Here is a 23,559-nt window from a genome sequence, read left to right as displayed (position 1 = left end):
CTTCAGGCGGCCGCCGGCCTCCCCGGTACCGCAGCGTCGCGGTGGATCGGCGTGTTCGAACCGGTCAGGGGAGCGCCCGTCCCGCCCCGCCGGACGGCGACGATCTCCGCAGCGATCGACAACGCGGTCTCCTCCGGCGTCCGGGCGCCGAGGTCGAGGCCGATCGGCGAGCGCAGCCTGGCCAGCTCCCGCTCGCTCACCCCTTCCGACCGCAGCCGTCGCGCGCGGTCCTCGTGGGTGCGGCGTGAGCCCATCGCGCCGATGTACGCCGCCGGCATCCGCAAGGCAGCCGTCAGCAGGGGCACATCGAACTTCGCGTCGTGGGTGAGCACGCACAGCACCGTGCGGGCGTCGGTCCCGGTGCGCCGCAGATAGCGGTCCGGCCAGTCGACGACCACCTCGTCGGCCTCCGGGAACCGGTCGTGCGTGGCGAAGACGGGGCGGGCGTCGCAGACGGTCACGTGATACCCGAGGAACTTGCCGGCCCGCGCCAGCGCCACCGCGAAGTCGACGGCACCGAAGACGATCATGCGCGGGGGCGGCACGTTCGACTCGACCAGCAGGGTGAGGCCGCCGGGGCAGTGCGCACCTCCCCCGGACTCCGTCCGGCGCGGCTCCCCTCTCGCGGCGCTCGCCGAGAGATCCACCGTGCCGGTGCGGCCCGCCTCCAGCAGGGCCCGCGCCTCGGCGGCCGCCACCCGGTCCAGGTCCGGATGACCGCCCAGACCGCCCTCGCAGGTGCCGTCGGGCCGGACCAGCAGGACGCGGCCGAGGAGTTCGGCCGGACCCCGGGCGACCAGGGCCAGCGCCGCCGGCTCGTGGCCGGCCGCGGCCGACAGTGCCGACGCCAGAACGGTCCGCGTCTGTCCGGTGACGGGCGTGATCAGCAAGTCGATCGTCCCGCCGCAGGTCAGACCCACGGCGAAGGCGTCCTCGTCGCTGTAGCCGAACCGTTCGCGCACGCTCTGCCCGGTCCGCAGCGCCTCGAGGCACAGGTCGTACACCGCGCCCTCCACACAGCCGCCGGAGACCGAGCCGATGACGGTGCCCGCGCTGTCGACGGCGAGGGCGGCGCCGGGGCCGCGCGGCGCACTGCCGCCGACCGCCACCACGGTGGCGACCGCGAACTCCCGGCCCTCCTCGATCCAGCCCCTCAACTCCCCGGCCAGGTCAAGCATCCGGCGCCTCCGCAGCCGCACCGAGGACCCGGTCCGGCCGGATGGGCAGACTGCGGTGGCGCACGCCGGTCGCGTGCCAGACCGCGTTGGCGACGGCCGCCGCGGCACCGACGATGCCGATCTCGCCGATGCCCTTGATGCCGACCGGGTCGTCCGCGTCGTCGCCCCCGTCGATCCAGTCCGCCTCGATGCGCAGGATGTCGGCGTGGGTGGCGACGTGGTAGCCCGCGAGGTCGGCGCCGTAGAGGCCGCCGGTGGCCCGGTCGCGTACCGCCTCCTCGTGCAGGGCCATGGAGACGCCCCACACCATGCCGCCGACGAGCTGGTTGCGGGCGGTCAGCGGGTTGACGATGCGGCCGGCCGAGAAGATGCCGAGCATGCGGCGCACGCGCACCTCGCCGGTGCCGGCGTCCACGGCGACCTCGGCGAACTGCGCACCGAAGGAGTGCTCTTCCCGCTGCGGGCGGGAGCCGATGGCCTCGGTGGTGTCCGAGCGCACCGTGATGCCCTCCGGCGGGATGTCGGCGTGCAGGGCGAGTCGCTCGCGCAGCTCGCCGGCCGCGGACATGATCGCCCAGGCCCAGGAGCGGGTGCCCATGGAGCCTCCGGAGATGGCGGCCGGCCCGAAGTCGCTGTCGCCGATGTGCACGCGGACGCGGTCCGCGGGCACCTCCAGGGCGTCGGCGGCGACCAGGGTGAGTGCGGTCCGCGCGCCGGTTCCGACGTCCGCCGCGGCGATGCGCACGGTGAAGGTGCCGTCGGCCTCGGCCGTCACGGTCGCCGTGGACGGCATGGCGTGGGCGGGGAAGGAGGCTGCGGCCGTGCCGGTGCCGAGCAGCCAGCGTCCTTCTCGGCGCCGGCCCGGCCGTGGATCGCGGTGCGCCCAGCCGAACCGGCGGGCACCCTCGCGGAAACAGCCGACCAGGTCGCGGCCGATGAAGGGCAGCCCGGAGACGGGTCCTTGCGCGGGCTCGTTGCGTACACGCAGCTCGATCGGGTCGATGCCGCACTTCTCGGCGAGTTCGTCGATCGCCGATTCCAGGGCGAACGATCCCGGCGCCTCGCCCGGCGCCCGCATGAAGGTCGGCGTCGGCACGTCGAGCCGCACCACCTCGTTGGCCGTGTGGTGGGCGTCGGCGTCGTACATCACGCGTGATGCGCTGGTGCTCGGCTCGACGAACTGGAACACGGTCGAGGTCTGGCTCAGGGCGCGGTGCTCCAGCGCGCGCAGCCGTCCATCGGCGTCGGCGCCCAGCCTGACCCGCTGCGTGGTGGGGCTGCGGTAGCCGGCCAGGGAGAACATCTGACGGCGCGTCAGGACGACGCGCACCGGCCGCTGGAGGACGGTCGCGGCCATCGCGGCGGCCACCTGGTGTGCGCGCACGCCCTTGCTGCCGAAGCCGCCGCCGACATGGTCGGACCGCACCCGCACGGCGGCCGGATCGAGGTGGAACAGGTGGGCGAGTTCACCCGCGACCCACGTGGTGCTCTGGTTGGAGTCGACGAGGTCGAGCCTGCCGCCGTCCCAGCGGGCCGTCGCCGCGTGCGGCTCCATCATGCTGTGGTGTTCTTCGGGCGTGGTGTACTCGGCGTCCACGACGACGGCGGACGCGGCGAGTTCGGCCGCCAGGTCTCCCTTGCGTTCCACTGACGGCCTGACGCCGTCCGCGGCGTACGCGTCCGGGCGGTCGGCGGCGAACGCGACGTCGTGGGGCTCCCGGTCGTAGTGCACCACGAGTGCCTCGGCGGCCTCCCTCGCCTGCTCGGGCGTCTCGGCGACGACCAGCGCCACCGGCCAGCCCAGGTACGGCACCCGGTCGTGCTGGAAGAGGGCGAGGGTCGGGTCCGGCGGCGTGCCCAGGCCGCCGACGTAGTCGGTCTCGACGTGCGGGGCGTTGTGGTGGTGCAGCACGGTGAGCACGCCCGGCATGGCGAGGACGGGCCCGGTCTCCAGCGAGCGGATGCGGCCGCGTGCCACGGTGGACAACACCAGCCAGCCGTGGGCGAGTTCGGTGAAGGGGATGTCGGCCGCGTAGCGCGCGGCTCCGGTGACCTTGTCGCGGCCCTCCACACGGGTGTGCGCGGTGCCGACCGAGCCTGCCCCCTTGGCGGTCGTCGCGGTGGTCATCGCGCGCTCTCCTCGGCGAGTTCGGACAGGACGGCGACCACGAGGTTGCGCATCAGCTCCACCTTGTATCCGTTGTGCGGCAGTGGCCGTGCGGCAGCCAGTTCGGCATCGGCCGCGGCGGCGTAGGTCTCGCTGCCGGCCGGCGCGCCGACCAGGACCCGCTCGGCCTCGGTGGCCCGCCAGGGCCGGGAGGCGACGGCGCCGAAGGCCAGGCGCGCGTCCCGTACGACCCCGTCACGGACCTCGAGCGCGGCGGCGAGCGAGCCGATGGCGAAGGCGTACGAGGCCCGCTCGCGCACCTTGCGGTAGCGGGAGACGGCGGCGACGGGGGCGGGAGGCAGCGTGACGCCGGTGATCAGTGCGCCCGTCGGCAGGGCGGTCTCGCGATCCGGGGTGTCACCGACGGGCAGGTAGAAGTCGGCGAGCGTCAACTGGTCCGGTCCGTCGGCCGTTCGGAAGTGGACGACGGCGTCGAACGCGCTCAGGGCGACGGCCATGTCCGAAGGGTGTACGGCCACGCAGTGGCCGGAGGCGCCGAGGATCGCGTGGTTGTGGTGCTCCCCCTCGATCGCCGGGCAACCACTGCCGGGCACCCGCTTGTTGCAGGGCTTGGTGACGTCGGTGAAGTAGCCGCAGCGGGTGCGCTGCAGCAGGTTCCCGCCGACCGTGGCCATGTTGCGCAGCTGCCCGGAGGCGCCTGCCAGCACCGCCTGCGCGAGCGCCGGGTAGCGGCGCCGGACCTCGGGGTGGGCGGCGAGGTCGCCGTTGGTGACGGTGGCGCCGATGTGCAGGCCGCCCTCGGGCGTCGGCTCGATGCCGTCCAGCGGGAGTTCGCGGATGTCGATGAGCCGGGCGGGCCGCTCGACGCCGCTCTTCATCAGGTCGACGAGGTTGGTGCCGCCGCCGAGCAGGCGGGTGTCCGGATCGGCGCCGAGCAGTGCGACGGCGCCGGCGACGTCGAAGGCCCGCTGATAGCCGAACTCCCTCATACCGCCGCCTCCTTGGCATCCTCGAGGGTGCTCAGGCCTCGCTCGTCGGCCTGCTCCTGCGCCGCCCGGGCCACGGCCTGCACGATCGAGACGTACGCGCCGCAGCGGCACAGGTTGCCGCTCATCCGCTCCCGGATCTCGTCGGCGGTCAGGGACGGCGGCCCCGCTTCGGGGCGTACGTCTTCGGTGACGGCGCTCGGCCAGCCCGCCGCGTGTTCCTCGATCACCCCGATCGCCGAACAGATCTGCCCCGGCGTGCAGTAGCCGCACTGGAAGCCGTCCAGATCGAGGAAGGCCTGCTGCACCGGGTGCAACCGCTCGCCGTCGGCCACGCCTTCGATGGTGGTGATGTCGCGGCCCTCGGCCGCCACGGCCAGCTGCAGGCAGGCGACGGCCCTGCGCCCGTCCAGCAAGACCGTGCAGGCACCGCACTGCCCCTGGTCGCAGCCCTTCTTGGTGCCGGTGAGATCGAGGCGCTCACGCAGCGCGTCGAGCAGGGTGGTGCGGTGGTCGACGGGCAGTGTGTACGTCTCGCCGTTGATCTTCAAGGTGATGACACTGGACGTCGATAAGGCCATGAGTAGCTTCTTTCGCATGTGCAGGACAGACGGAAGGGTCCGGCGACCGGCCACCCGGCGGCGCGGACGGTGCGCCGTGCGGGCCTGAGCCGCGGGGCAGAGCGAAGGTACGAAGGTGCAGGCACTGGGACCGAACGGTGACAGCCGGAGACTGCCGCAGGGTCGCGCCCGCAGCTATGGTGGACGCAACCGGACAGTTGTCCGCTACCGGGAAACGTAACGGACAGTTGTCCGCTTAGCAAGGGCGGGGTTCGGCCGCGAACCCTCGAGGAGGACGAGTGCCTCAGCAGAAGGACTCACCCAGACGCTCGGACGCGCAGCGCAATCGCGAGCGCATCCTGGAAGTGGCACTGGCCGAACTGTCGCGGTGCGCCGACGCCCCGCTGAGCGCGATCGCCAGGAAGGCGGGGGTGGGGCAGGGTACGTTCTACCGCAACTTCCCCAACCGCGAATCACTCGTCCTCGAGATCTACCGCCATGAGATGCACCAGGTCGCCGACAAGGCGGCCCGTCTGCTCGAGACCCGGGCGCCGGACGAGGCCCTGCGCGCCTGGATGGACCGGCTCGCCGAGTTCGCCATGACCAAGGCCGGACTGGCCGACGCGATCCGGCAGGTCACCAGCGCGCCGGGAAGCCCGGCGAAGCCGCCCCACACGCCGGTGACATCCGCGGCCGAACTCCTGCTCCGCGCCAATGAACAAGCCGGCACCATCCGTCCCGGAGTCACCGGCGACGACTTCCTCCTCGCCATCGCGGGCCTGTGGCAACTCCCTCCGCACGACGACTGGCGCCCCCGCGCCAACCGGCTCCTCGACCTGGTCATGGACGGTCTGCGCGCGGGGGCGCCCGCCGGTCTGCGGTGAGATTCCCGCCGGCGTCAGCAACGGACCGAGGCCGGTGCCCGAGCTTGAGGGATCGCGCCGGCGCCGCCCGGCACGGGTCACGGATTGAAGAGCCCGTCCTCCTGGTTCCTCGTGCCCGGGCGGCCGGTCTCCACGAAACGGCAGGCGGCGAAGTGCACGTCACCCATGTCCGCGTGCAGGATGTCACTCAGCAGCACGTCGCCGTCGAACACGACGGAATGCCCGGCGAGTTGGGGATCGGTGAGCGTGGCGACGTGGATGACCGCGGCGGCAGGGGTGCCCGGGTTGAACTCGACGTCGTACCCGCCGCCCGCGGGGGTCGCCACCACGGGGTCGCCCCTGATCGTCAGGCCGGAGGGGTAGGAGATCATGTAGTCCTGCACGGTGCGGCCGCCCACCACGGTGCGCGAGGCTCCGGCCTGCCGGCCCTGCTCCACATCGCCGCGCTGCTCGGCGCCCTGTTCCACCTGTCCGCCCAGGTCGTCCGGGACGGTCTGGCCGTGGACGGTGTAGAAGTGCACCCTCGTGCCCCTCGGCACCCGGAAGAACCCGGACGCCGCCTCCCAACTGCCGTGGCCGCTCAGCACGAGCCCGTCCGCGCGTGCCGGGGCGGTGTCGTCGGCGAACCAGTCGTCTGCGGGGTTCGCGTGGTTGATCGGTGGCCGGTTCCCCGACTCGGTGGTGCGCTGGACCGGCCGCTGCCCGCCCGGCGACTGGCCGGCAGGGTCCAGCGCCGCGCGCTGCACCGCGGCGGCCCCTCCGGACATGGCCCTTCTCGCGTTGGCCTCCGCCTCGCGTTCGAACCGGTCGGAAGGGTCGGAGATCTTCAGTCCCGCCCCGTTGTCGGTGCCGGCGACGGGGCCCGTGCGCTGCTGGACCACATGGGTCAGTTCGTGGGCCAGCGTGTGCTTGTCGCCGCCGCCCGCGCCGATGACCACATGGCTGCCCGAGGTGTACGCGCGCGCCCCGATCTCCGCGGCGGAGGCCCGGGCGGCGGCGCCGTCGTGGATGCGCACGTCGGAGAAGTCGGCACCGAGGCGTGTCTCCATGTCGGTGCGGGTCGCGCCGTCGAGCGGCCGTCCGGGCCCGCGCAACACGTCGTGCACCGCGGAACGCTGTACGGCGGGTCCCCCGGTCCCGGCGTGCCCGCAGTCGTCGGTGTGCCGGTGCGCTTCCTCTTCCCCGATGCGCCCGGCCGCGCGGAGCATCTGCACGACCGCCGCGTTGCCGACGGTGCCCTGCAGGCCCAGGAGCGCGGGGGACGGGGCCTCTTCGGCGCGTCGGCTCCCCGCCGCCCGCGACGCACGGGCCGAGGCGCGCACGCTGTCGGTGCCGGGATCCTTGGAATTGTCTCGGGCTCGCATGGGCCTCTTCTCACACGGAATCCAACACCCCCTGCATACCCGGTACTTCACCGTCGGCGCCAGGTCCGCACGGGCAGACTCCGCTGCCTGTGAGGGCAGAGAGCAGGCCCGCACCGGCATGTTGCACGGGCACCTTTGCGCTGATCCATCAGGGCGGTGGCGTCGCCGGGGCCGGGTGCGGCGCCTCGCGCGCGGCGGCGCCGGGACTTAGGTCCAGCGCGGGAGCCGCCGCCAGGAAGAGCCAGGTGGTCACGACGAAGGGCCAGGTGAAGGCGGCCCCGCCAAAGGGCTGGACGAAGGCCGACCAGGCGGCGGTGAGAGGGACCGAGGACACGACGGCCAGTGCGGCGTATCCGGTGGTCCACAGCGTCGAAGGCAGGAAGGTCGCACCCAGGGCCAGGGCGACCAGTACCGCGTTGTAGCCGTAGAACCCCTCTCTGATCCGCTCGGCGGGCAGACCCAGGGCACAGGAAGTGAGGACGGCGACACCGCTGCCGCACGCGGCGGCCGCAGCCGCCTTCCGGGAGACGGCCAGCAGACCGGCGAGCAGGATCGGGCCCGCGTACCAGGTGTTCAGGAAGAAGACCTGGCCGATGTTGTCGCAGAAGGCATACGCGAGTTCGGTGGCCGTCAGGGTGGTGAACCCGGTGCGGTCAGGCGGCGTCGTGAGGACCGGCGCGCCGGTCGGCAGCGCCCTCGTCAGTGCCCCGGCGACCAGGCAGAAGGGGGCGGTCAGGGCGGGCAGCCCGATTCCGCCGAGGAGGCGGGCGCCCGCCGCCGCGATCACCGGGCAGACCGCGCCGGCGGCGACGGCGAGCAGTGCCGTCCGCCATGAGGCACCGTGCCGGACGACGAGGGCGATGGCGGTGAGGCAACCGCAGTAGCCCTCCCGCCCCTTGGCCAGACCGTCCCGGTCGGCGCCCAGCACGGCCGCCGCCGCGGTGGAGGCCGCCGCGCCGAGCAGGCCGAAGAGGCCGATCCGCCAGTCCGTCGCGAACAGCCCGGCGGTGAACAGCAACCCGGTCCACGGACTCGCGCTGAACGCCACCTGCGCGACCCCGCGCAGCACTGCCTGCCCCGCCGTAGGCATGACTCCCCTCCACCCTCTTCAACAATTTGTTGAAGATTATGCCCGGGTGGGGAACCGGTGAACAGCCCGGCTCCGCCGTGGGCGCCCGAGGGCGGACCCGGTCTCGACCTCGTCGCCCCCCGAGGGCTCGACCTGGCCCCGGCGGGCACTTCCATGGCCCGCTGTCCGGCCGCGCAGCCACCGAGCGCCGGCCTATCGCCGTGCAGACCCTGGACGAGGCCCACCTCAATCCGCAGCGCACCCTGCGCAGGCGAGTGCCCTCCGAGATCCACTTGCGCTTCGCCGCGCACGGCGAACTCGCGGCTGCTGAGCGGGCGTTCGCGGAGCGGGGCGTGCCGCTGGACGTGCGCTGCGGGGCCGGCCCGGGGATCGCCCAGAGGAGGTCCGGCGAGAGTTTGCCCCTGCTCAGAGGCCCGTGCTCGATGAAATGAGCCGGGGCTCGACGCGACGGTCGGGCCCCGGCTGCGGGATCGTCACGCGTATACCCGTTGCACGAACTCGGCGAGCTTGTCGCCGGAGAGACGCCGGGCTATGTCGGCCTCACTGATCATGCCGATCACACGCTTGTTCTCGACCACCGGAAGGCGTTTGATCTGGCGGCCCTCCATCTCCCTCAGGACATCGGAGATGTCGGAGGCGGCGTCGATCCAGCGTGGTGTGCCCTCGCAGATGTCGCCGCAGGTGACTCGCGCGGGGTCGTGGCCCTCGGCGACACACTTCACCACGATGTCGCGGTCGGTGATGATGCCGACCATACGGTCACCCTGGTCGGGATCGCTGACCGGAAGCGCGCCCACTCCGTGGTCCCGCATCATCTGCGCCGCACGGTCCAGCGTCTCGTGCCGGGGTATCCACTGGGCACCCCGATGCATGATGTCCTTCGCAGTCGTCATCGTTCCTCCCTTCATCCTTCAACCATGGTGCACAAGGCGCGTTCGCCATGTCTTGTTGGGCTTTCAATCGGCATCCGGCCGACGGTGGACCGGCAGCGGGGCAGGTGGGCTATACACGAAATTCGACCGTACGGCCGAGGATCCTCGCGGTCCTCCGGGGAAGTTGATGACCATGATGTCCGAGACGGTTGTGGTCCCCGCCGAGGGTGCGGCGCTCCCTGGTGATCTCGTGGTGCCGGAGTCCGCACGTGCCGTGGTGCTGTTCGCTCACGGCAGCGGCAGTTCCCGGCACAGTCCGCGCAACCAGGCCGTGGCCGCGGCGTTGCGCGAGTCCGGCCTTGGCACTTTGCTGATCGACCTGCTCACCGCCGAGGAGGAGCAGCGGGACGTGGTGACCGGCGAGCACCGCTTCGACATCACGCTGCTGGGGCGCCGCCTCGTGGCGGCCATGGAGTGGCTCGGTGACCGGCCCGGCACCCGTGACCTGCCCATCGTGCTCTTCGGCGCCAGTACGGGAGCGGCCGCGGCCCTCCAGGCCGCCGCCGAGCGGCCCGAGCGCGTCCTGACCGTCGTCTCGCGCGGCGGCCGGCCGGACCTGGCGGGCGACGCGTTGCCCGCCGTGCGCGCGCCCGTCCTGCTCGTCGTCGGCGGTCAGGACCACCAGGTGCTGGGGCTCAACGAGGAGGCCGCCCGCCGGCTGCGGGTCCCGTACTCCCTGCGGGTGATCCCGGGGGCCACCCACCTGTTCGAGGAACCGGGCGCCCTGGAGCAGGTCGCCGACGCGGTCCGGGACTGGTGCGAGGAGCGTCTGCGCGCGCCAGCGGAGGAGGAGGACGGGACATAGACGTCAGCGGCCCGTCTCCGGCCCCCGTACGAGGCTGAGCATGCCGTCGGCGGCCACGTCGACGCGTACGCCGTGGCTGATGCGGTCGAGGGTCGCGCACAGCCACGCGCGGTCCGCGTCCCCCGCACGCTCCAGCCGCATCCGCCGTGCCCGCAGAGCGCACATCCGCAGGCCGGTCAGGCCCCCGGTGTCCGCGTCCACCGAGACGAGGTATCCGAGGCGGAGGTCGTCGCGGTACTCCTCGTAGCCCGAGATGCCCTCGTAGTCGTCGATGAAGTCGCCGCAGCCGTAGAGGATCAGCCGGCCTCGGTACACCTCGACGGGACGGGGGTGGTGCGAGGAGTGTCCGTGGACCAGGTCGACCCCACCGTCGATCAGGGCGTGCGCGAAGTGCTTCTGTTCGCGGGGGACGAGATAGCCCCAGTTGGAACCCCAGTGCACCGAGACGACGACCGTGTCGCCCGGTCCCCTCGCCCGCCGCACCCGCTGGACGACGCTCGCCGCGGCCGCCGCCGACAGGTCACGGGCGTAGGCGACGCCCGGCCGGTCCGTGGTCGCGGCCCAGCCGGGCGGGATGCCGCTGGACAGCGCGCCGAGGGCGAGGACCAGGACACGGCTGCCGGGACCGACCGGGACCGCGGCGGGCGCACAGGCCTCGTCGGCGTCGCGGCCCGCGCCCGCGGTCCGCAGCCCCGCACCGGCCAGGCTGTCCAGCGTTTCCTCCAGGCCCGGCCGGCCGAAGTCCAGCACGTGGTTGTTGGACAGGACGCACACGTCGGGCCGGGCCACCGACAGGGCGGCGAGGTTGGCCGGGTGCATCCGGTAGTGGACCCCCTTGCCCGGCACGAAGTCGTCGCTGCGCGTGACTGCGGTCTCCAGGTTCACGATCCGGACGTCCGGGGCTCCGCGCTCCAGCACTTCCAGCGCCTCGCCCCACGGCCAGGCGGGGTCGACCGGCGCGGGGATCGGCCCGCTGACCGCCTCGGCCAGCCGCACGTACTCCCGGGCATCCGCGACGTAGTCCTCGCGCAGCTCCGGGTCCACGGGGTGCGCGAGGATCTGGTCGACGCCGCGCCCGAGCATCACGTCACCGCACAGGAACAGCGTCACCACGTCGCCGCCCATACCCCCACCCTAGTGCCCCAACAGGCAACGTTCGCCCCGTCGCGACGCCCGGCACGCTCCCCCAGCCTTCGGCCGGGAGGTGCCCCCACTCGCCGCACCGCCCGGAAGCCCAAGTACGTCCAGTACGAGGGCATCCGGCCGGCACACCGAGAGCACGCACCGGACGCCGCTCCTTGACGGGCAAACGTTGCCTGCCGGGGCACTAGGACGGCCCCGGCCCCGAAATCCCGCGGCGAAACACTTCGGCCCGCGGCAGCCGGCCGTCACTCGGGAACGGTGAACGCCTCGGTGATCGCGCCGTCGAGCGGCAGGGCCGCACCGGTGATGAAGCCGGAGTCGTCGCCGGCCAGGAAGGCGACCGCGCCGGCGGCCTCCTCCATCGTGCCGAATCGCCCCATGGGCCAGTGCACCATCCGTTTGTCCAGCGCGCCGGGGTTGCGGTCGAAGACGGCCCGCTGCTCCGGCGTCTCGACCGGCCCGAACAGCACGGCGTTGACGCGCACGCCGCTGCGCGCCAGATGGACCGCGAGATCCCTGGTCAGCTGCACCACACCGGCCTTGGCGGCCGTATACGCCATGGGGGCCGTCGCCGACCCGACCGCGGCGAGGAACGACGCGGAGTTGATGACCGAACCACCGGCGGGCCGCGTGCTCAGCAGGTGCGGGATGCCGTGCTTGCACGCCAGGAAGATGCTGGTCAGGTTCGCGTCCTGCACCCTGCGCCAGGTCTCGAGGCTCAGGTCCAGCGCGTTGCCGTCGCCGCGGTCCATCAGGCCCATGTTGTTGTGGATGACGTCGAGGCGGCCGTACCGGCCCACCACCTCCGCGTACATCGCCTGGACCTGGGGCTCGTCGGCCAGGTCGGCCCGGAACGACAGTTCCCCGACGGAGTGCCCGGTCTGATCGACCCCGACGACCGTGCCGCCCTCCCTCGCGAACCGCTCGGCGACGGCCTGGCCGATCCTGCTGGCGGCCCCATTGACGACACACACCCTGCCGGCGAGTGCAGGCATCCGGACGACCTCCCACATCCTGGCGGACGGCACGCCATCCGCCTCTTCCCGGCCGGCGCCCGGACCCCTCCCGCGCGCCCGGATCCACGGTACGGCCGCTTCGGCGCTCGGGCCGGGCATGAACGCGCGACACAACAAGGGCGAGGGACCGTGAGCGGCGCCGCACCGCGCCTGCGCAGGAGGGGCCGGCGCCGATGAACCGCGCCTGCGCGCAAGCTACTTCGAGGGGAAGAAGTCCAGTACGGCCGTCCCGCCACGGACTTCCGCCACACGGAAGCTCAGCCCGTTCATGCTGCCGGTTCCGCCCTCGCCGACCGACGTCGTGAGGAACGCACCGTTGCCCGAGGCCTGCACCACCACCGAGCGTGCCCTGACGCCCGTGACCTCCAGTGAACCCACGCCGAACCGGCTGTCGACCGGGATGCGCGTCGGCTCCTTCGTCACCACGAGCCGGCAGCGCCCGTCGTAGCAGGCACCGACGTCGGAGCTGCCCTCTCCGCCCCCGGTGCCGGTCGGCGCGGAAGCGGGTCGCGAGGCGGCCGGAGAAGCGGACGAGCCTCGCGAGGAATCCGCCGTCGAGGACGGCGCCCCGGCCCCCTCCCCCCATCCGTCGCCACCCGTGCCGCCCCCGCTCCCCGACCCGCAGCCCGCGAGAGCCACCGCCACGCCCAGCCCGAGCACGGCCACGACGCCCCGCTGCGCACCGATCCCCATCGCTCTGCCCCTCATCGGTCATCCCGCGCTCGTGCCGCACGGGCCGTTCACGGATTCCGTTCCACCAGCTTCCTAGGGGCACACGGCCGGGGCGGGCCCCGAACACGAGAGCGCACTGCTCGCGGAGGCGTCGTGCCGGTCCGGCACGCGCGGCTCCTCGGGAGGCGGAACGAATCCTGACTGTCCTTCGTGCGTGTCGAGTTCGGGCCCGGCCGCATGCGGCTCGCCCTGACGTGGTGGCCTGAACAGGCATCAGAACCCCGGATGGTTCCGATTTGGTCTAGTCCTCTTGACGGGTAAACCGTCTGGCGGTTTGGTATGTACCAACGTCGGCCCGGTACGGCACCACCCCACCACTCAACGCCCTAGGGCATCCCCGAAAGGGGCACTGTCATGCACCTGGCAAGACTTGCCGCGTCCGCCTGCGCACTCGCGCTCGCGGCCACCGGCGCGGCCGTCGCCCTGGCACCTGCCAGCAGCGCGGCGGCGAGCAGCGTCTATTCCGTAGCGCCCTATGCCGACATGTCGAACAGTCAGGAAGGCCTGCTCGACACGGCCATCACCGGACACGGCCTCAAGGCCTACACCGCGGCCTTCGTGCTCGGTGAAGGCTGCAACCAGATCTGGGGCGACACGCTCCCCATCGGCAACGACTCCTACACGGATCCCGAGATCGCCAGGGCGAGGTCCGAGGGCGCCTCCGTCATCATCTCCTCCGGCGGGGCGAGCGGTGAGCCGCTCGCCTGGACCTGCACCACCCAGAGCAGCATCGACGCCGGATACCAGGCGATCATCAACGACTACGGCGTCACCCAGCTCGACTTCGACGTCGAGGGCGCCGCCGTCGCGGACACCGCGGCTGCGGCCCGGCAGATGCAGGCGATGAAGGACCTCAAGGCGTCCAACCCCGGCCTGCGGTTCTCCATGACCCTGCCGGTACTGACGAGCGGCCTCACCAACGACGGCGTCAACATCCTCAAGGCCGCCGAGAACGCCGGCATCAAGATCGACGTGGTCAACATCATGGCCATGGACTACTACGCGGGCACCGGCACCGAGATGGGGCAGGGCGCCGTCGACGCGGCCCAGGCCACCCTGGCGCAGATGCAGTCCGTCGACTCCGGCTACACGTACGCCAATCTCGGGATCACCCCGATGATCGGCAAGAACGACGACGGCTCCACCTTCACCCTGGCGGACGCCCGGACCGTGGAGAACTTCGCCGCGCAGAACGGCGTCGGACGGCTGGCGTTCTGGTCGGCCAACCGGGACCAGCCGTGCAGCGGAAGCGCCAACTCACTGCCCACCTGCAGCGAGATCAGCCAGAGCAGCCTCGCGTTCACGGACGCGTTCGTGCCGTACGAGGGCAGCTCCGGCGGAGGCGGCGGTGGTGGCACGAGCAGTGACTTCTCGCTGTCCCTGGCGCCGGGCTCCGCCTCGGTCGCCCAGGGCGGCTCCGCCACCGCGACCGTCAGCACGGCCGTCACCTCCGGCAGCGCCGAATCCGTCAGCCTCTCCGCCTCCGGCGCACCCTCCGGCGTCACCGTCTCCTTCAGCCCTGGATCCGTCACCTCCGGCGGCACGTCCACGCTGACGGCGGCGGTCGGCTCGTCCGTGGCCGCGGGCAGCTACCCAGTCACCGTCACCGGCACCGCACCCAGCGGCAGCCACAGCGCGACCTACACGCTCACCGTCACCTCCGGCGGAGGCGGTGGAGGCGGCGGGGGCGGCGGCTCACTGGCCAACGCCGGCTTCGAGACCGGCAGCCTCAGCCCCTGGACCTGCACGGGCGGCAGCACGGTCGTCTCCGGCGCGGTCCACTCCGGCAGCCACAGCCTCCAGGTCACCCCGAGCGCGAGCAGCACGGGCGAGTGCGACCAGAGCGTCACCCTCTCCCCCAACCACACCTACACGCTCACCGGCTGGGTCCAGGGCCCGTACGCCTACATCGGGGTCAGCGGCGGGGCCACCGCCAGCACGTGGTCGAACAGCACGAGCTGGAACCAGCTGTCGGTCACCTTCACCACCGGCAGCAGCGGGGGTGTCACCGTCTACGTCCACGGCTGGTACGGCCAGTCCGACGTCCACGCCGACGACTTCACGCTGAGTTAGCCCTCGGACCGCTCCACCCCGCGTGCGGCGCACCTCTTCCCCCACAGGAGGTGCGCCGCACCCCTGCGAGGAGCCCGGCGGCCGGGTTCGACAGCCTGGCTGAGAACACGCCCGCCCTGCGGTCGTGACGGACGGGCCGCCCGCCCATGACAGCGCCCCCGTCCGGCGTCGAAGCCGGCCGGGGGCGCTGTCCCGGGTCGAGCCGGGTCAGCCGTCGTTCTCCGCGGAGGGGATGTAGGCGCCAGGCACGTCGTCCGGTGCGTAGATCTTGTTCTCACCGGGGTACGGCTTGGTCCAGTTGTGGGTCTCGTACCACGTGAGGTGGTTCATCTGCGCCGGGTTCGCGTAGTCGGGCACAGCGCTCGGGCCGGTCAGCCGCTGCTTCGACTTCCAGGCGTTCCACTGGGCCGCGAGCGCCCGCTTGTCCGCCGGCACCTTCGTCGCCGGTACGGCGGCCGCCTTGACGTCCTGCTTCGCCGGAGTGTCCACGCCGCACGACGGCGGAGTGCTCAGCCCGTCGGTCAGCGAGGTCCGGTTGGGCAGCGCCGTGAACGGCGTGTAGTCCGGGTGCTGGGTGAAGGCGCCGCGCATCGGGGTGGCCGCGGTGTCCTTCTGGTTCATCGGGCGGACCCCGAGGATCTGCTCGATGGTACGGATCATCGTGATCTGCGAGTAGTAGTGGCTGTCGACCGTGTCGTGCTGGGCCCAGGGGCTGATGATCTGGATCGGCGCCCGGTGCCCGTCGACGTGGTCGAGGCCGGCCTGGGAGTCGTCCTCGACGACGAAGATCGCCGAGTCCTTCCAGTACTTGCTGTGCGAGATCTCGTCGACGATCCTGCCGGTCGCGAGGTCGTTGTCCGCGACCTGGGCGGCGGGGCTCGCCGGGCCACCGGTGTGGTCGCTGGAGAGCCAGAACATGTTCAGGTTCGCCGGACCGTTCTTCTCGAAGTCCTGCTTCCAGATCTGCTCCCGGTAGACGTCCGGGACACTGGTGTCGAACTTCGGGAAACCGGGCACCGAGACGCTGTTGAGCGACGGGATGGGCGAGGACGAGTTCAGCGGGTACGCGGTGCCCTGCCCGGTCGCGTCCATGTTCTTGGCGTCGCAGTACAGGTTCTGCCAGCTCGCCCCGGACGGCTTGGTCAGGAACTGCTGGAACTCGCCGAAGTCCCGTACGGTCTTGCCGGCCGCCTGCGCACCGCTCCACAGGAAGCCCGTCTTCTGGTGGCCGAGGGCGTCGTCCTCGGTGTCGTAGCTGCGCGCGTACTCACCGGCCGAGGACTCGGTGTACTCGGGGTTGTCGGCCTGCATCAGCCAGTTGTGGCCCTCGGCCGAGTTCGTGCCGATGTCGTAGGTGTTGTCGTAGAGCCCGAACTGCTCGGCCAGGGCGTGCTGGTTCGGCGTCACGTTCTCGCCGAACTGCGTCAGCGACGGGTCGCCGTTGCCCTTCGCGATGTCGCCGTAGACCTGGTCGTAGGTCCGGTTCTCCTTGACGATGAGGAAGACGTGCTTGATCGTCGACGGGTCGCCGAGCCTCGCCGGGACCGGCACCGGCCGGGACTTGCTGTTCTTCGCGGCCAGCTGCACGGCACCCTCGGTCCAGCCGTTCTGCTGGAAGACCTTGCGGGTCTCGGAGCGGATGACCCGGTCGCTGGGCAGCGCGAACTGCGTCAGGCTGGACGTCGTGTCGTGGGTGCCGTGGCCGGCGCTGTCGGGGCGGCGGGCGTCGATGCCACGGGTGTTGGAGACGACCACCGTCTTGCCGACGGTGGTGATCTCCGCGGGGAAGTAGTCCGTCGGGAGCAGGCCGACGTAGGAGACCGGCTCCTGCGCGGAGGTGTACCGGTAGACGGCGACGGCGTTGGCACGGCCCAGCGTCACCAGGAGGTGGCCGTCGTCGGTGAGGGTGACCGCGTTGGGCTCGTAGCCGACGGAGGCCTCCGGCCACGGCTGGGTGGAGATGGTCTGTACGACCTTGTCGTTCTTGGTGCTGATGACCGACACGTTGTTGTCGGCGGTGTTGGTGACGAACACCGCGCCGTTCTTGGCGTACACGGCGGTCGGGTGCAGACCGACGTCGACGGTGCCGACGGGAGCGGACGGGTCGGCGAGGTCGATGACGCTGACCGTGCCGGTGGTGGTGGCACCGGTCTTCGGGCTGGCCGGGACCTGGGTGCCGTAGGAGTTGATCGTGGTCTCGCCGGGCTTCGCCGGACGGCCGCCCTCGTTGCTGACGTAGAGCTTGCCGCCGGCCTGGGCCATACCGCGCGGGGCGTTGCCCACGGACCAGCTCTGCTTGACGGCGCCGGTCGCCGCGTCGATGGCGACCACCCGGTTCTGGCCGTTGACCGCGGAGTACACGGTGGACCCGTCGGCCGAGAACACCGCCGCGCCGACCAGGGCGTGCTTGGCACCGTCGGCCGGGATCGAGACGGTCGTCGGGTCGGCGAGGGTGCCGTCGGCGTTCACGGTGAACTTGGTGTAGCCATCGGTCTGGCCCAGCCACAGCTGCTTGCCGTCGGGCGAGTACGTCGGGCCTTCCTGGCCGACGGAGCCGCTCTTGATGCGCAGGTCGTCCGCCGCGTTGGCGCCGACCTTCTGCTTCACCTGCCCGGTCTTGAGGTCCACGAGGACCAGCGCCGCGTCTCCGTCGGTGACGGAGGCCGCGAGGTGGCTGCCGTCCGGGCTGACGGTCGACGACATGATCTTGCCGTCGTTGATGACGAGACGGCTGCCGTACGGGTTGATGTACTGGTCGGCGGAGACGACCTGGCCCTTGGCGGTGACCTGGCCGACCTGGTCGGTGCCGAACTGGCGCGTCGAGGCGACCGCTGTGCCGGTGGCCAGCGCGGCCGTGGTGATGCAAGCCGTGAGCAGGGTCGCCCGGCGGCCGACACGTCTGCCGAGCAGGACGTAATACTCCTTCTCGGCTTGCCGGCGACGGCGCGTTATCTGCATGACGTCATCCCTTCGGGGAGGTGGAGATCAGGTCGACGTTGCCGTCGAACTGCCAGAGGGGGTTCGGCGCGTCTCCGGTCGAAGTGCGCACCAGGAAGTAGCCGTTCACTTCCTTCGGTCCGTCGCCGTCGGCCACGAACCGCCCGTCCGCGGTGATGTCGAGCTGGTAGACGGCCTGCCCCGCGGTCTGGGTGCCGGGCAGGTGCCAGGAGACGACGCACCGCCAGTCGTTGCCCGCGCCCTCGGCGCCGTCCTGCACATCACCCTTGGTACAGGCCGCCGAGGACTCCAGCTGCGCCTCGGTGACGGCGGGCCGGTGGAGCTGAGCGGTCTGCATCCGGTAGAGGTGGGCGAAGGCCGTCGCGAGCGAGCGCTGCACCTTGTCCTGCCGGATCCCGGAGCCGCTGGTCGCACCGGTCACCGCGGCGACGACCGCGACCGTGACGGCGACCAGCCCGGCGAGCGGCAGCAGCCCGGCGGTGAGCACGCGGCGCGCCGATCCGTCGTCCGACAGGTTGGTGAAGTCGCGCCGCAGGAAGAGCAGATGGGCGATGGCCGTCGCGGTCACGGCCCACACCAGGCTGACCACGATGCCGATGACGAGCGGCCCGAGCTGGGCGGGGCTGGTGAACAGGCCGTTCCAGGCGATGAACGCCCAGCTGGGCAGGGCGAGTCGGACAGCGACGGGCAGCGGCAGCATCTGGGCGAGCTGCATCGCGAGCGCGACGACCGCGGGCAGCAGCAGTCCCATCGGGGACCGCCCCAGCGCGACGGACCCGAGGAGCCCGATCCCGGCGAGGGCCAGGGTCGGGGCCAGCACACAGGCCCAGGCGAGCAGGACCTTGCCGGCGGCGTCCCCCGGGGAGAGCAGATGGCCGTCGAGTCCGACCAGCGGGCGGTTGCCGATCGCCACGAGCCCGCCGACCGTGCTCGAGGCGGCCAGGCCGGTCACGAGCAGCAGGATCACGGTGAGCGATGCCAGTGCCTTCGCCGCGAAGATCCGCCGCGGGGAGCGGACCGCCACCAGCAGGTGACGCCAGGTGCCGAGCCGGTCCTCGGAGGCGAACACATCACCGGCGACCACGGACGTCAGCAGCGGCAGCGCCCAGGTGCCCGAGAAACCGAGGATCACCAGGGGTCCGGCCCAGCCCGTGGAGAGCATCCAGCGGCCGAAGAGGGTGTCGGAGGGCAGCGTGCTCTGCTGGCTCACTCCGGCGACGAAGAGCGCCGGGGCGATCCAGCAGGCCAGGACCAGCAGCCGGATCCGCCACTGCGAGACGAGTTTGACGAGTTCGAAGCGGTAGCCCCGGGCCACCGAGACACGGCCGGTGCCGGCCCTGCGGCCGGGGGCGACGACGGTCGCGGTCATCGGCCGGCCTCCTGCTGCCCGGCGCCCGCCTGGCGCCGGCCGGGGTCCGTCTCCCGCCGTTCGGCACCGGGCTTCCGCTGCCCTGCCACGGTCTTCCGTTCTTCGGCCACGGTCTTGCGCTGCTCGCCGTCGCTCTTCTGCTGTTCGGTGAGGGCGAGGAACGCGGCCTCGAGCGGGGACACCACGGGGGCGAGTTCGCGCAGTGCGATGCCCGCGCCCACGAGCCGTGTGACCAGTTCGTCGAGGTCGGGCACCAGCGCCCGTACGACGAGCGCCTCGACTCCGGGGCCGTCCACCGTCCGGATCCCGGGTGCCTCGGCGGCCAGTCGGCGGGCGGCCTGTGGGTCGGAGGTGACGAGCCGGTAGTCGAGTTCGCGGTTCTCGGCGGCCAGTTTGCTCAGTGGGCCGGAGAAGACGACCCGTCCCGTGGCGAGAATGGTGACTTCGGAGCACAGCGCCTCGAGGTCGTCCATGCGGTGGCTGGAGAGCACGACGCTGGTGCCCTGCGCGGCGAGCCGGTTGAGGACGCCGTGGACGTGTCTCTTGCCGGCCGGATCGAGGCCGTTGGACGGTTCGTCCAGAACGAGCAGCCGGGGCTTGGTGAGCAGGGCGGCGGCGAGCCCGAGCCGTTGGCGCATGCCCAGCGAGAAGCCACGGGTCTTGTCGTCGGCGACGTCGGTGAGTCCGACCTGCTCGAGTGCGGCGTCGACGCCCGCGGTTCGGGCGTCGGCGCCGCGGAGTGCGGCCAGCGCGGCGAGATTCTGCCGCGCGGTGAGCGAAGGGTAGAGTCCCGGCCCGTCGACGAAGCCGGCGACTGCGTCGGGAGCGGCGTACGCCCGTCCGACCGGCGCACCGAGGATCTCCAGGCTCCCGCTGTCGGCGACGGCCAGCCCGAGCAGCAGGCCGAGCAAGGTCGTCTTGCCGGCGCCGTTCGGTCCGACCAGGCCATGGATCTGACCCTGTGTCACATCCAGATCGATGCCTTCGAGTGCGACGACCTCGCCGAAACACTTGGTGATCCCACGCGCCCGGATCGCGAGGAGTGTGTCCATGAGCCCCTTCCTTCACAAGCCTCAAGGAGGTTAAGGAGGGCACACAACGGTGACAGGGGTGGCCGGTTGAACGCTAGGGGAACGGAAGCCGACCGGCACACCCGCTCCGGGTGGCGCTCAGTGTGCCGGGCTGTGCCCCAACTGACCTACGGTGAGGGGAAGTTGGGTGCGTCAGGACCAGAGTGAGAATTCACATATATGAACTTGGCACACGTGGGTGTACGTGGACGCCGCAGCCGTGCCAGACTCGCTCAACGCCCCTGCCACACCTTTGAGTTGGAGGCCACCCATGAGCATTTCCCGGCGTACCGTGCTCGCCGTGGCAGCCGGCGCCACGGCGACCGCCGCCAGTCCGGCACAGGCCGCGCAGACTTCGGGCGAGCGGGTGCCGGCCTCGGACACCCGCACGCTCGAGGCGGCGGCGGACTACGCGGTGGAGAAGCTGCGCGCCGTCGCGCCGGGAGTGAGCGCCTTTCCCATCGGCACGAAGTTCGAGAAGTGGGTCTTCTCGAAGGACGGCGACTGGGTGGGAGGGTTCTGGCCGGGGACCCTGTGGATGGCGTACCTGCGCAGCGGCGACGATGTGTTCCGCAGGCTGGCGCTGGACTCGGCCCGCAGGCTCGCTCCCCGCCGGTACGACACCACCACCCACGACCTCGGCTTCCTCTTCTGTCCGTCCTGGGTCACCGCCTGGCGGCTGACGGGTGACGACACCTGGAGCGCGGGCGCCGTGCAAGCGGCCGATTCACTGATCAAGCGCTACAACCCGCGTGGGCGCTTCATCCGGGCCTGGGGAGCGCTGGACGACCCGCAGAACGCGGGCCGGGTCATCATGGACACGATGATGAACCTCGACCTGCTGGCCTTCGCCGGCCGGCGGACGGGGGACGAGAAATACCTCGGCGTCGCCGTGGAGCACGCCAAGACCGCGCAGCGGTACTTTCCCCGCCCCGACGGCTCGACTCCCCATGTCTTCGACTTCGACCCGGCAACCGGCGCGCCGATCGGCCCGAACACCGTCCAGGGCTACAGCCCTTCCTCCTGCTGGTCGCGTGGACAGGCCTGGGGCATCTACGGATTCACCACCATGTACCGCCGGACCGGCCATCAGCCGTTCCTCTCCACGGCGCGCAGACTCGCCGACTACGCCACAGGGGTGCTGACTCCGGACCACGTGCCCGTGTGGGACTACCGCGCGCCGCAGCAGCCCCATGACATCAAGGACGCGTCGGCGGGTGCCGTGATGGCCTGCGGGCTGCTCGACCTGTCCGCCGCGACCGGCAGCGCGGAGTACCGGCGGATCGCGCTGCGCATCCTCACCGCGCTCTCGGAGACCTGCCTGACGACGAGGTCCACCCGTGCGGAGGCGATCGTCGCCCGCTGCACCCGCAACCGCCCCGCAGAGGACGGCATCGAGGTCTCCCTGCCGTACGCCGACTACTACCTGCTGGAAGGCATCCTGCGCGTGCTGCAGCCGCAGGACGTCGACCGGGCCATCGACCTGTCGACCACGGCCACCGCCACCTCCACCGCCACGGAGATCAACCGCTGAACGCGCCTTCCGCGGACCGCTCCATCGCACGGGCCTCCACGAGCAGCATGCGGGCCAGGCCGCGCGCCTCCTGCGGGGTGAGTGCCGCCCAGACGCCCGGCTCGCCGCCCCGGTCCTCCCCCACGGCCAGGGCGATCCGGCCGACGGGCCGGTCCGGACGTCCGAGGCGCAGGTGCCGTACCTCGATGCTGCGTCCGCACGTGGTCACGAGACGGGACTCGCCCGCCCGACTGTCCTCGGCCCGCCCGAGACGGCCGCCGTCTGCCGTCGTCATCGGTCTCACGCTCCCTTGCCGGTCGGTTCCGGCACCAGCCATCACTTGTCACGAACAGCGCGCGACGTGCGGGAATTGTTCCCGTTCGGCCCGGCGAGCCCCAGTTCGCGGTCGCCGAGCGGGGCGAAGAAGCGGTCCACATCGGCGTCGGAGACCTCGGCGAGGGCCGCCGGAGACCAGCTCGGACTGCGGTCCTTGTCGATGACCTGGGCGCGGATGCCCTCCACCAGGTCGGGGGTGCTCAGGGCGGCGCAGGAGACGCGGAACTCCTGGTCGAGCACCCGCTCCAGCACGCCGAGGCGCCGGGCGCGGCGCATCGAAGCCAGGGTGACCTTCAGGGCGGTGGGCGACTTGGCGAGCAGGGTCTCGGCCGCCTCCTTCGCGCCCGGGTCGCCGTGAGCGAGCAGCCGGCGGAGGATCTCCTCGACCGTGCCGGTCCCGTAGCACAGGTCGATCCACTCCCGCCGCTCGGCCAGCTCCCCCTGCGGCGGCGGCTGTACGTGACGTGCGAGGGCGTCGTGCACGGAGATGGCCGCGAGGTCGTCCACGAGGTCCCGGAGTGCGGCGGAGGGTACGTAGTGGTCGGCGAGCCCGCACAGCAGGGCGTCACCGGCGCCGATCTGCGCGCCGGTCAGGGCGAGGTGGGTGCCCAGCTCACCGGGTGCCAGCCCGAGGAGGTGGGTGCCGCCCACGTCGGGGACGAATCCGATGCCGGTCTCCGGCATGGCGATCCGTGACCGCTCGGTGACGATCCGGACGCTGCCGTGCGCGGAGAGGCCGACCCCACCGCCCATCACGATGCCGTCCATCACGGCGACGTACGGCTTGGGATACTGGGCGATGCGGGCGTTGAGGTGGTACTCGTCACGCCAGAACGCGGCCGAGGCGGTGCCGTCCCCGTCGCGCGCGTCGTCGTGGACGGCGCGGATGTCGCCGCCCGCGCACAGGCCGCGCTCCCCCGCGCCGGTGATGACCACGGTCTCCACCGCCGGGTCGTGTTCCCAGGCGGTCAGCGCCGCGTCGATGCGGCGCACCATCTCGTGGTTGAGGGCGTTGAGGGCCTTGGGCCGGTTCAGGGTGATGTGGGCGGCCCGGCCGGCGGTGTGGAACAGGACCGGTTCGCCGGAGTGCGGCAGACCGGTTCCCGTGGTGCCGGTCATCCGAGCACCTCCGTCAGGCCACGGGCCACGTTGACGCGCATGATCTCGATCGTTCCTTCCGGACTCCGGTGCACCCGCAGGTCTCGAACGATCTTCTCAGTGCCGTACTCGCCGAGGCGCGGCGGGACCGTGCCGGGATCGCACCGGCTTCCCACGGTGCCGGGGTGGCCTTGGCGGCCCGAACACTACGACTTGGAACGCAGCGAGGACTCGTGCTTCTGGTCGGCCAAGAGGATCACCCGGGTCGATGTCGACGAATCCGCCGCCTTCGCCGAGCGGGACCACTGGACCGGTCGCCTTCGG

General features: G+C 71.9%; 20 protein-coding genes and 1 riboswitch. Of the genes, 5 read left to right on the top strand and 15 right to left on the bottom strand.

Features of this window, described 5'->3' with window-relative positions; translation table 11 throughout:
* Nucleotides 1-2: 2 nt before the first annotated feature.
* From A6P39_RS38715 to A6P39_RS38700, 4 genes are read right to left on the bottom strand one after another with little or no spacing between them, the layout of a single operon-like run.
* A complete protein-coding gene (locus tag A6P39_RS38715) occupies nt 3-1,178 on the bottom strand; it encodes an XdhC family protein (RefSeq protein ID WP_067043919.1) in 1,176 nt (391 codons plus the stop codon).
* The gene (locus A6P39_RS38710; protein WP_067043613.1) at nt 1,171-3,306 is read right to left on the bottom strand and encodes a xanthine dehydrogenase family protein molybdopterin-binding subunit; all 2,136 of its coding nucleotides are present in this window, start codon (nt 3,304-3,306) and stop codon (nt 1,171-1,173) included. The genes A6P39_RS38715 and A6P39_RS38710 overlap by 8 nt, the downstream gene beginning before the upstream one ends.
* Complete coding sequence (locus A6P39_RS38705; RefSeq protein WP_067043615.1) at nt 3,303-4,295, bottom strand: FAD binding domain-containing protein; 993 nt, start codon at nt 4,293-4,295, stop codon at nt 3,303-3,305. Before A6P39_RS38705 ends, A6P39_RS38710 begins: the two co-directional genes overlap by 4 nt.
* Nucleotides 4,292-4,873, bottom strand: coding sequence for a (2Fe-2S)-binding protein (locus tag A6P39_RS38700; RefSeq protein WP_067043617.1), 582 nt, complete (start codon nt 4,871-4,873; stop codon nt 4,292-4,294). The genes A6P39_RS38705 and A6P39_RS38700 overlap by 4 nt, the downstream gene beginning before the upstream one ends.
* Nucleotides 4,874-5,151: 278 nt before the next feature.
* Between A6P39_RS38700 and A6P39_RS38695 the strand changes: the two genes are divergently transcribed.
* Nucleotides 5,152-5,736: a TetR/AcrR family transcriptional regulator gene (locus tag A6P39_RS38695; protein WP_067043619.1), complete on the top strand. Its 585-nt coding sequence runs from the start codon at nt 5,152-5,154 to the stop codon at nt 5,734-5,736.
* 77 nt (nt 5,737-5,813) lie between these two features.
* Here A6P39_RS38695 and A6P39_RS38690 read toward each other — a convergent pair whose 3' ends face one another.
* Both A6P39_RS38690 and A6P39_RS38685 read right to left on the bottom strand, forming a co-directional pair.
* On the bottom strand, nt 5,814-7,100 hold the full coding sequence (locus A6P39_RS38690; protein WP_107304302.1) for an eCIS core domain-containing protein: 1,287 nt from the start codon (nt 7,098-7,100) through the stop codon (nt 5,814-5,816).
* A 148-nt stretch (nt 7,101-7,248) separates the two neighbouring features.
* Entirely contained in the window at nt 7,249-8,190 is a 942-nt protein-coding gene (locus A6P39_RS38685) for an urea transporter (protein WP_079133274.1), read from the bottom strand.
* A gap of 200 nt (nt 8,191-8,390) precedes the next feature.
* Here A6P39_RS38685 and A6P39_RS38680 point away from each other — a divergent pair, with 200 nt between their 5' ends.
* Nucleotides 8,391-8,621: a hypothetical protein gene (locus A6P39_RS38680; protein ID WP_067043628.1), complete on the top strand. Its 231-nt coding sequence runs from the start codon at nt 8,391-8,393 to the stop codon at nt 8,619-8,621.
* Nucleotides 8,622-8,663: 42 nt separating this feature from the next.
* On the opposite strand, the gene A6P39_RS38675 is transcribed toward A6P39_RS38680, so the two are convergent.
* Entirely contained in the window at nt 8,664-9,083 is a 420-nt protein-coding gene (locus A6P39_RS38675) for a CBS domain-containing protein (protein ID WP_067043630.1), read from the bottom strand.
* A 172-nt stretch (nt 9,084-9,255) separates the two neighbouring features.
* Between A6P39_RS38675 and A6P39_RS38670 the strand changes: the two genes are divergently transcribed.
* Nucleotides 9,256-9,927: a dienelactone hydrolase family protein gene (locus A6P39_RS38670; protein WP_067043922.1), complete on the top strand. Its 672-nt coding sequence runs from the start codon at nt 9,256-9,258 to the stop codon at nt 9,925-9,927.
* Between the two features lie 3 nt (nt 9,928-9,930).
* Here the strand turns inward: A6P39_RS38670 and A6P39_RS38665 are convergent, their stop codons facing one another.
* The 3 genes from A6P39_RS38665 to A6P39_RS38655 all read right to left on the bottom strand — a co-directional run bounded on the left by A6P39_RS38665 (nt 9,931) and on the right by A6P39_RS38655 (nt 12,779).
* Nucleotides 9,931-11,052: a CapA family protein gene (locus tag A6P39_RS38665; RefSeq protein ID WP_067043633.1), complete on the bottom strand. Its 1,122-nt coding sequence runs from the start codon at nt 11,050-11,052 to the stop codon at nt 9,931-9,933.
* Nucleotides 11,053-11,315: 263 nt separating this feature from the next.
* Nucleotides 11,316-12,065 (bottom strand): SDR family oxidoreductase, encoded by a 750-nt coding sequence (locus tag A6P39_RS38660; protein ID WP_067043925.1) that lies wholly within the window; start codon nt 12,063-12,065, stop codon nt 11,316-11,318.
* A gap of 216 nt (nt 12,066-12,281) precedes the next feature.
* Nucleotides 12,282-12,779 (bottom strand): hypothetical protein, encoded by a 498-nt coding sequence (locus A6P39_RS38655; protein ID WP_067043635.1) that lies wholly within the window; start codon nt 12,777-12,779, stop codon nt 12,282-12,284.
* A 393-nt stretch (nt 12,780-13,172) separates the two neighbouring features.
* On the opposite strand from A6P39_RS38655, the gene A6P39_RS38650 reads away from it, so the two are divergent.
* A complete protein-coding gene (locus A6P39_RS38650; protein WP_067043638.1) occupies nt 13,173-14,891 on the top strand; it encodes a carbohydrate binding domain-containing protein in 1,719 nt (572 codons plus the stop codon).
* 207 nt (nt 14,892-15,098) lie between these two features.
* Here A6P39_RS38650 and A6P39_RS38645 read toward each other — a convergent pair whose 3' ends face one another.
* Genes A6P39_RS38645 through A6P39_RS38635 form a run of 3 tightly spaced genes read right to left on the bottom strand, consistent with a single transcriptional unit; the run spans nt 15,099 to nt 20,270 of the window.
* Nucleotides 15,099-17,849 carry an alkaline phosphatase family protein gene (locus tag A6P39_RS38645; protein WP_067043640.1) on the bottom strand — a complete coding sequence of 917 codons (2,751 nt, stop codon included), beginning with the start codon at nt 17,847-17,849 and terminating at the stop codon, nt 15,099-15,101.
* Nucleotides 17,850-17,853: 4 nt separating this feature from the next.
* Nucleotides 17,854-19,218, bottom strand: coding sequence for an ABC transporter permease (locus A6P39_RS38640; protein WP_067043643.1), 1,365 nt, complete (start codon nt 19,216-19,218; stop codon nt 17,854-17,856).
* Nucleotides 19,215-20,270 (bottom strand): ABC transporter ATP-binding protein, encoded by a 1,056-nt coding sequence (locus A6P39_RS38635; protein ID WP_079133275.1) that lies wholly within the window; start codon nt 20,268-20,270, stop codon nt 19,215-19,217. Before A6P39_RS38635 ends, A6P39_RS38640 begins: the two co-directional genes overlap by 4 nt.
* A gap of 289 nt (nt 20,271-20,559) precedes the next feature.
* Between A6P39_RS38635 and A6P39_RS38630 the strand changes: the two genes are divergently transcribed.
* Nucleotides 20,560-21,822, top strand: coding sequence for a glycoside hydrolase family 88 protein (locus A6P39_RS38630; protein ID WP_107304305.1), 1,263 nt, complete (start codon nt 20,560-20,562; stop codon nt 21,820-21,822).
* Here A6P39_RS38630 and A6P39_RS38625 read toward each other — a convergent pair.
* Nucleotides 21,812-22,096 carry a hypothetical protein gene (locus tag A6P39_RS38625; RefSeq protein WP_067043646.1) on the bottom strand — a complete coding sequence of 95 codons (285 nt, stop codon included), beginning with the start codon at nt 22,094-22,096 and terminating at the stop codon, nt 21,812-21,814. The two genes, A6P39_RS38630 and A6P39_RS38625, sit on opposite strands and share 11 nt — an antisense overlap.
* 41 nt (nt 22,097-22,137) lie before the next feature.
* A complete protein-coding gene (locus tag A6P39_RS38620; RefSeq protein ID WP_067043649.1) occupies nt 22,138-23,256 on the bottom strand; it encodes an enoyl-CoA hydratase/isomerase family protein in 1,119 nt (372 codons plus the stop codon).
* 68 nt (nt 23,257-23,324) lie between these two features.
* Nucleotides 23,325-23,454: riboswitch (cobalamin riboswitch) on the bottom strand.
* Between the last annotated feature and the right edge of the window lie 105 nt (nt 23,455-23,559).

The organism is Streptomyces sp. FXJ1.172 (genome assembly GCF_001636945.3).
GTDB lineage: Bacteria > Actinomycetota > Actinomycetes > Streptomycetales > Streptomycetaceae > Streptomyces.
This window is presented reverse-complemented; position numbering and strand designations above follow the sequence as displayed.

Coding starts and splice junctions, on each gene's coding strand:
- A6P39_RS38715 (WP_067043919.1), bottom strand. CDS start 1,178: ATGCTTGACCTGGCCGGGGAGTTGAGGGGCTGGATCGAGGAGGGCCGG.
- A6P39_RS38710 (WP_067043613.1), bottom strand. CDS start 3,306: ATGACCACCGCGACGACCGCCAAGGGGGCAGGCTCGGTCGGCACCGCG.
- A6P39_RS38705 (WP_067043615.1), bottom strand. CDS start 4,295: ATGAGGGAGTTCGGCTATCAGCGGGCCTTCGACGTCGCCGGCGCCGTC.
- A6P39_RS38700 (WP_067043617.1), bottom strand. CDS start 4,873: ATGGCCTTATCGACGTCCAGTGTCATCACCTTGAAGATCAACGGCGAG.
- A6P39_RS38690 (WP_107304302.1), bottom strand. CDS start 7,100: ATGCGAGCCCGAGACAATTCCAAGGATCCCGGCACCGACAGCGTGCGC.
- A6P39_RS38685 (WP_079133274.1), bottom strand. CDS start 8,190: ATGCCTACGGCGGGGCAGGCAGTGCTGCGCGGGGTCGCGCAGGTGGCG.
- A6P39_RS38675 (WP_067043630.1), bottom strand. CDS start 9,083: ATGACGACTGCGAAGGACATCATGCATCGGGGTGCCCAGTGGATACCC.
- A6P39_RS38670 (WP_067043922.1), top strand. CDS start 9,256: ATGATGTCCGAGACGGTTGTGGTCCCCGCCGAGGGTGCGGCGCTCCCT.
- A6P39_RS38665 (WP_067043633.1), bottom strand. CDS start 11,052: ATGGGCGGCGACGTGGTGACGCTGTTCCTGTGCGGTGACGTGATGCTC.
- A6P39_RS38660 (WP_067043925.1), bottom strand. CDS start 12,065: ATGCCTGCACTCGCCGGCAGGGTGTGTGTCGTCAATGGGGCCGCCAGC.
- A6P39_RS38655 (WP_067043635.1), bottom strand. CDS start 12,779: ATGGGGATCGGTGCGCAGCGGGGCGTCGTGGCCGTGCTCGGGCTGGGC.
- A6P39_RS38650 (WP_067043638.1), top strand. CDS start 13,173: ATGCACCTGGCAAGACTTGCCGCGTCCGCCTGCGCACTCGCGCTCGCG.
- A6P39_RS38645 (WP_067043640.1), bottom strand. CDS start 17,849: ATGCAGATAACGCGCCGTCGCCGGCAAGCCGAGAAGGAGTATTACGTC.
- A6P39_RS38640 (WP_067043643.1), bottom strand. CDS start 19,218: ATGACCGCGACCGTCGTCGCCCCCGGCCGCAGGGCCGGCACCGGCCGT.
- A6P39_RS38635 (WP_079133275.1), bottom strand. CDS start 20,270: ATGGACACACTCCTCGCGATCCGGGCGCGTGGGATCACCAAGTGTTTC.
- A6P39_RS38630 (WP_107304305.1), top strand. CDS start 20,560: ATGAGCATTTCCCGGCGTACCGTGCTCGCCGTGGCAGCCGGCGCCACG.
- A6P39_RS38625 (WP_067043646.1), bottom strand. CDS start 22,096: ATGACGACGGCAGACGGCGGCCGTCTCGGGCGGGCCGAGGACAGTCGG.
- A6P39_RS38620 (WP_067043649.1), bottom strand. CDS start 23,256: ATGACCGGCACCACGGGAACCGGTCTGCCGCACTCCGGCGAACCGGTC.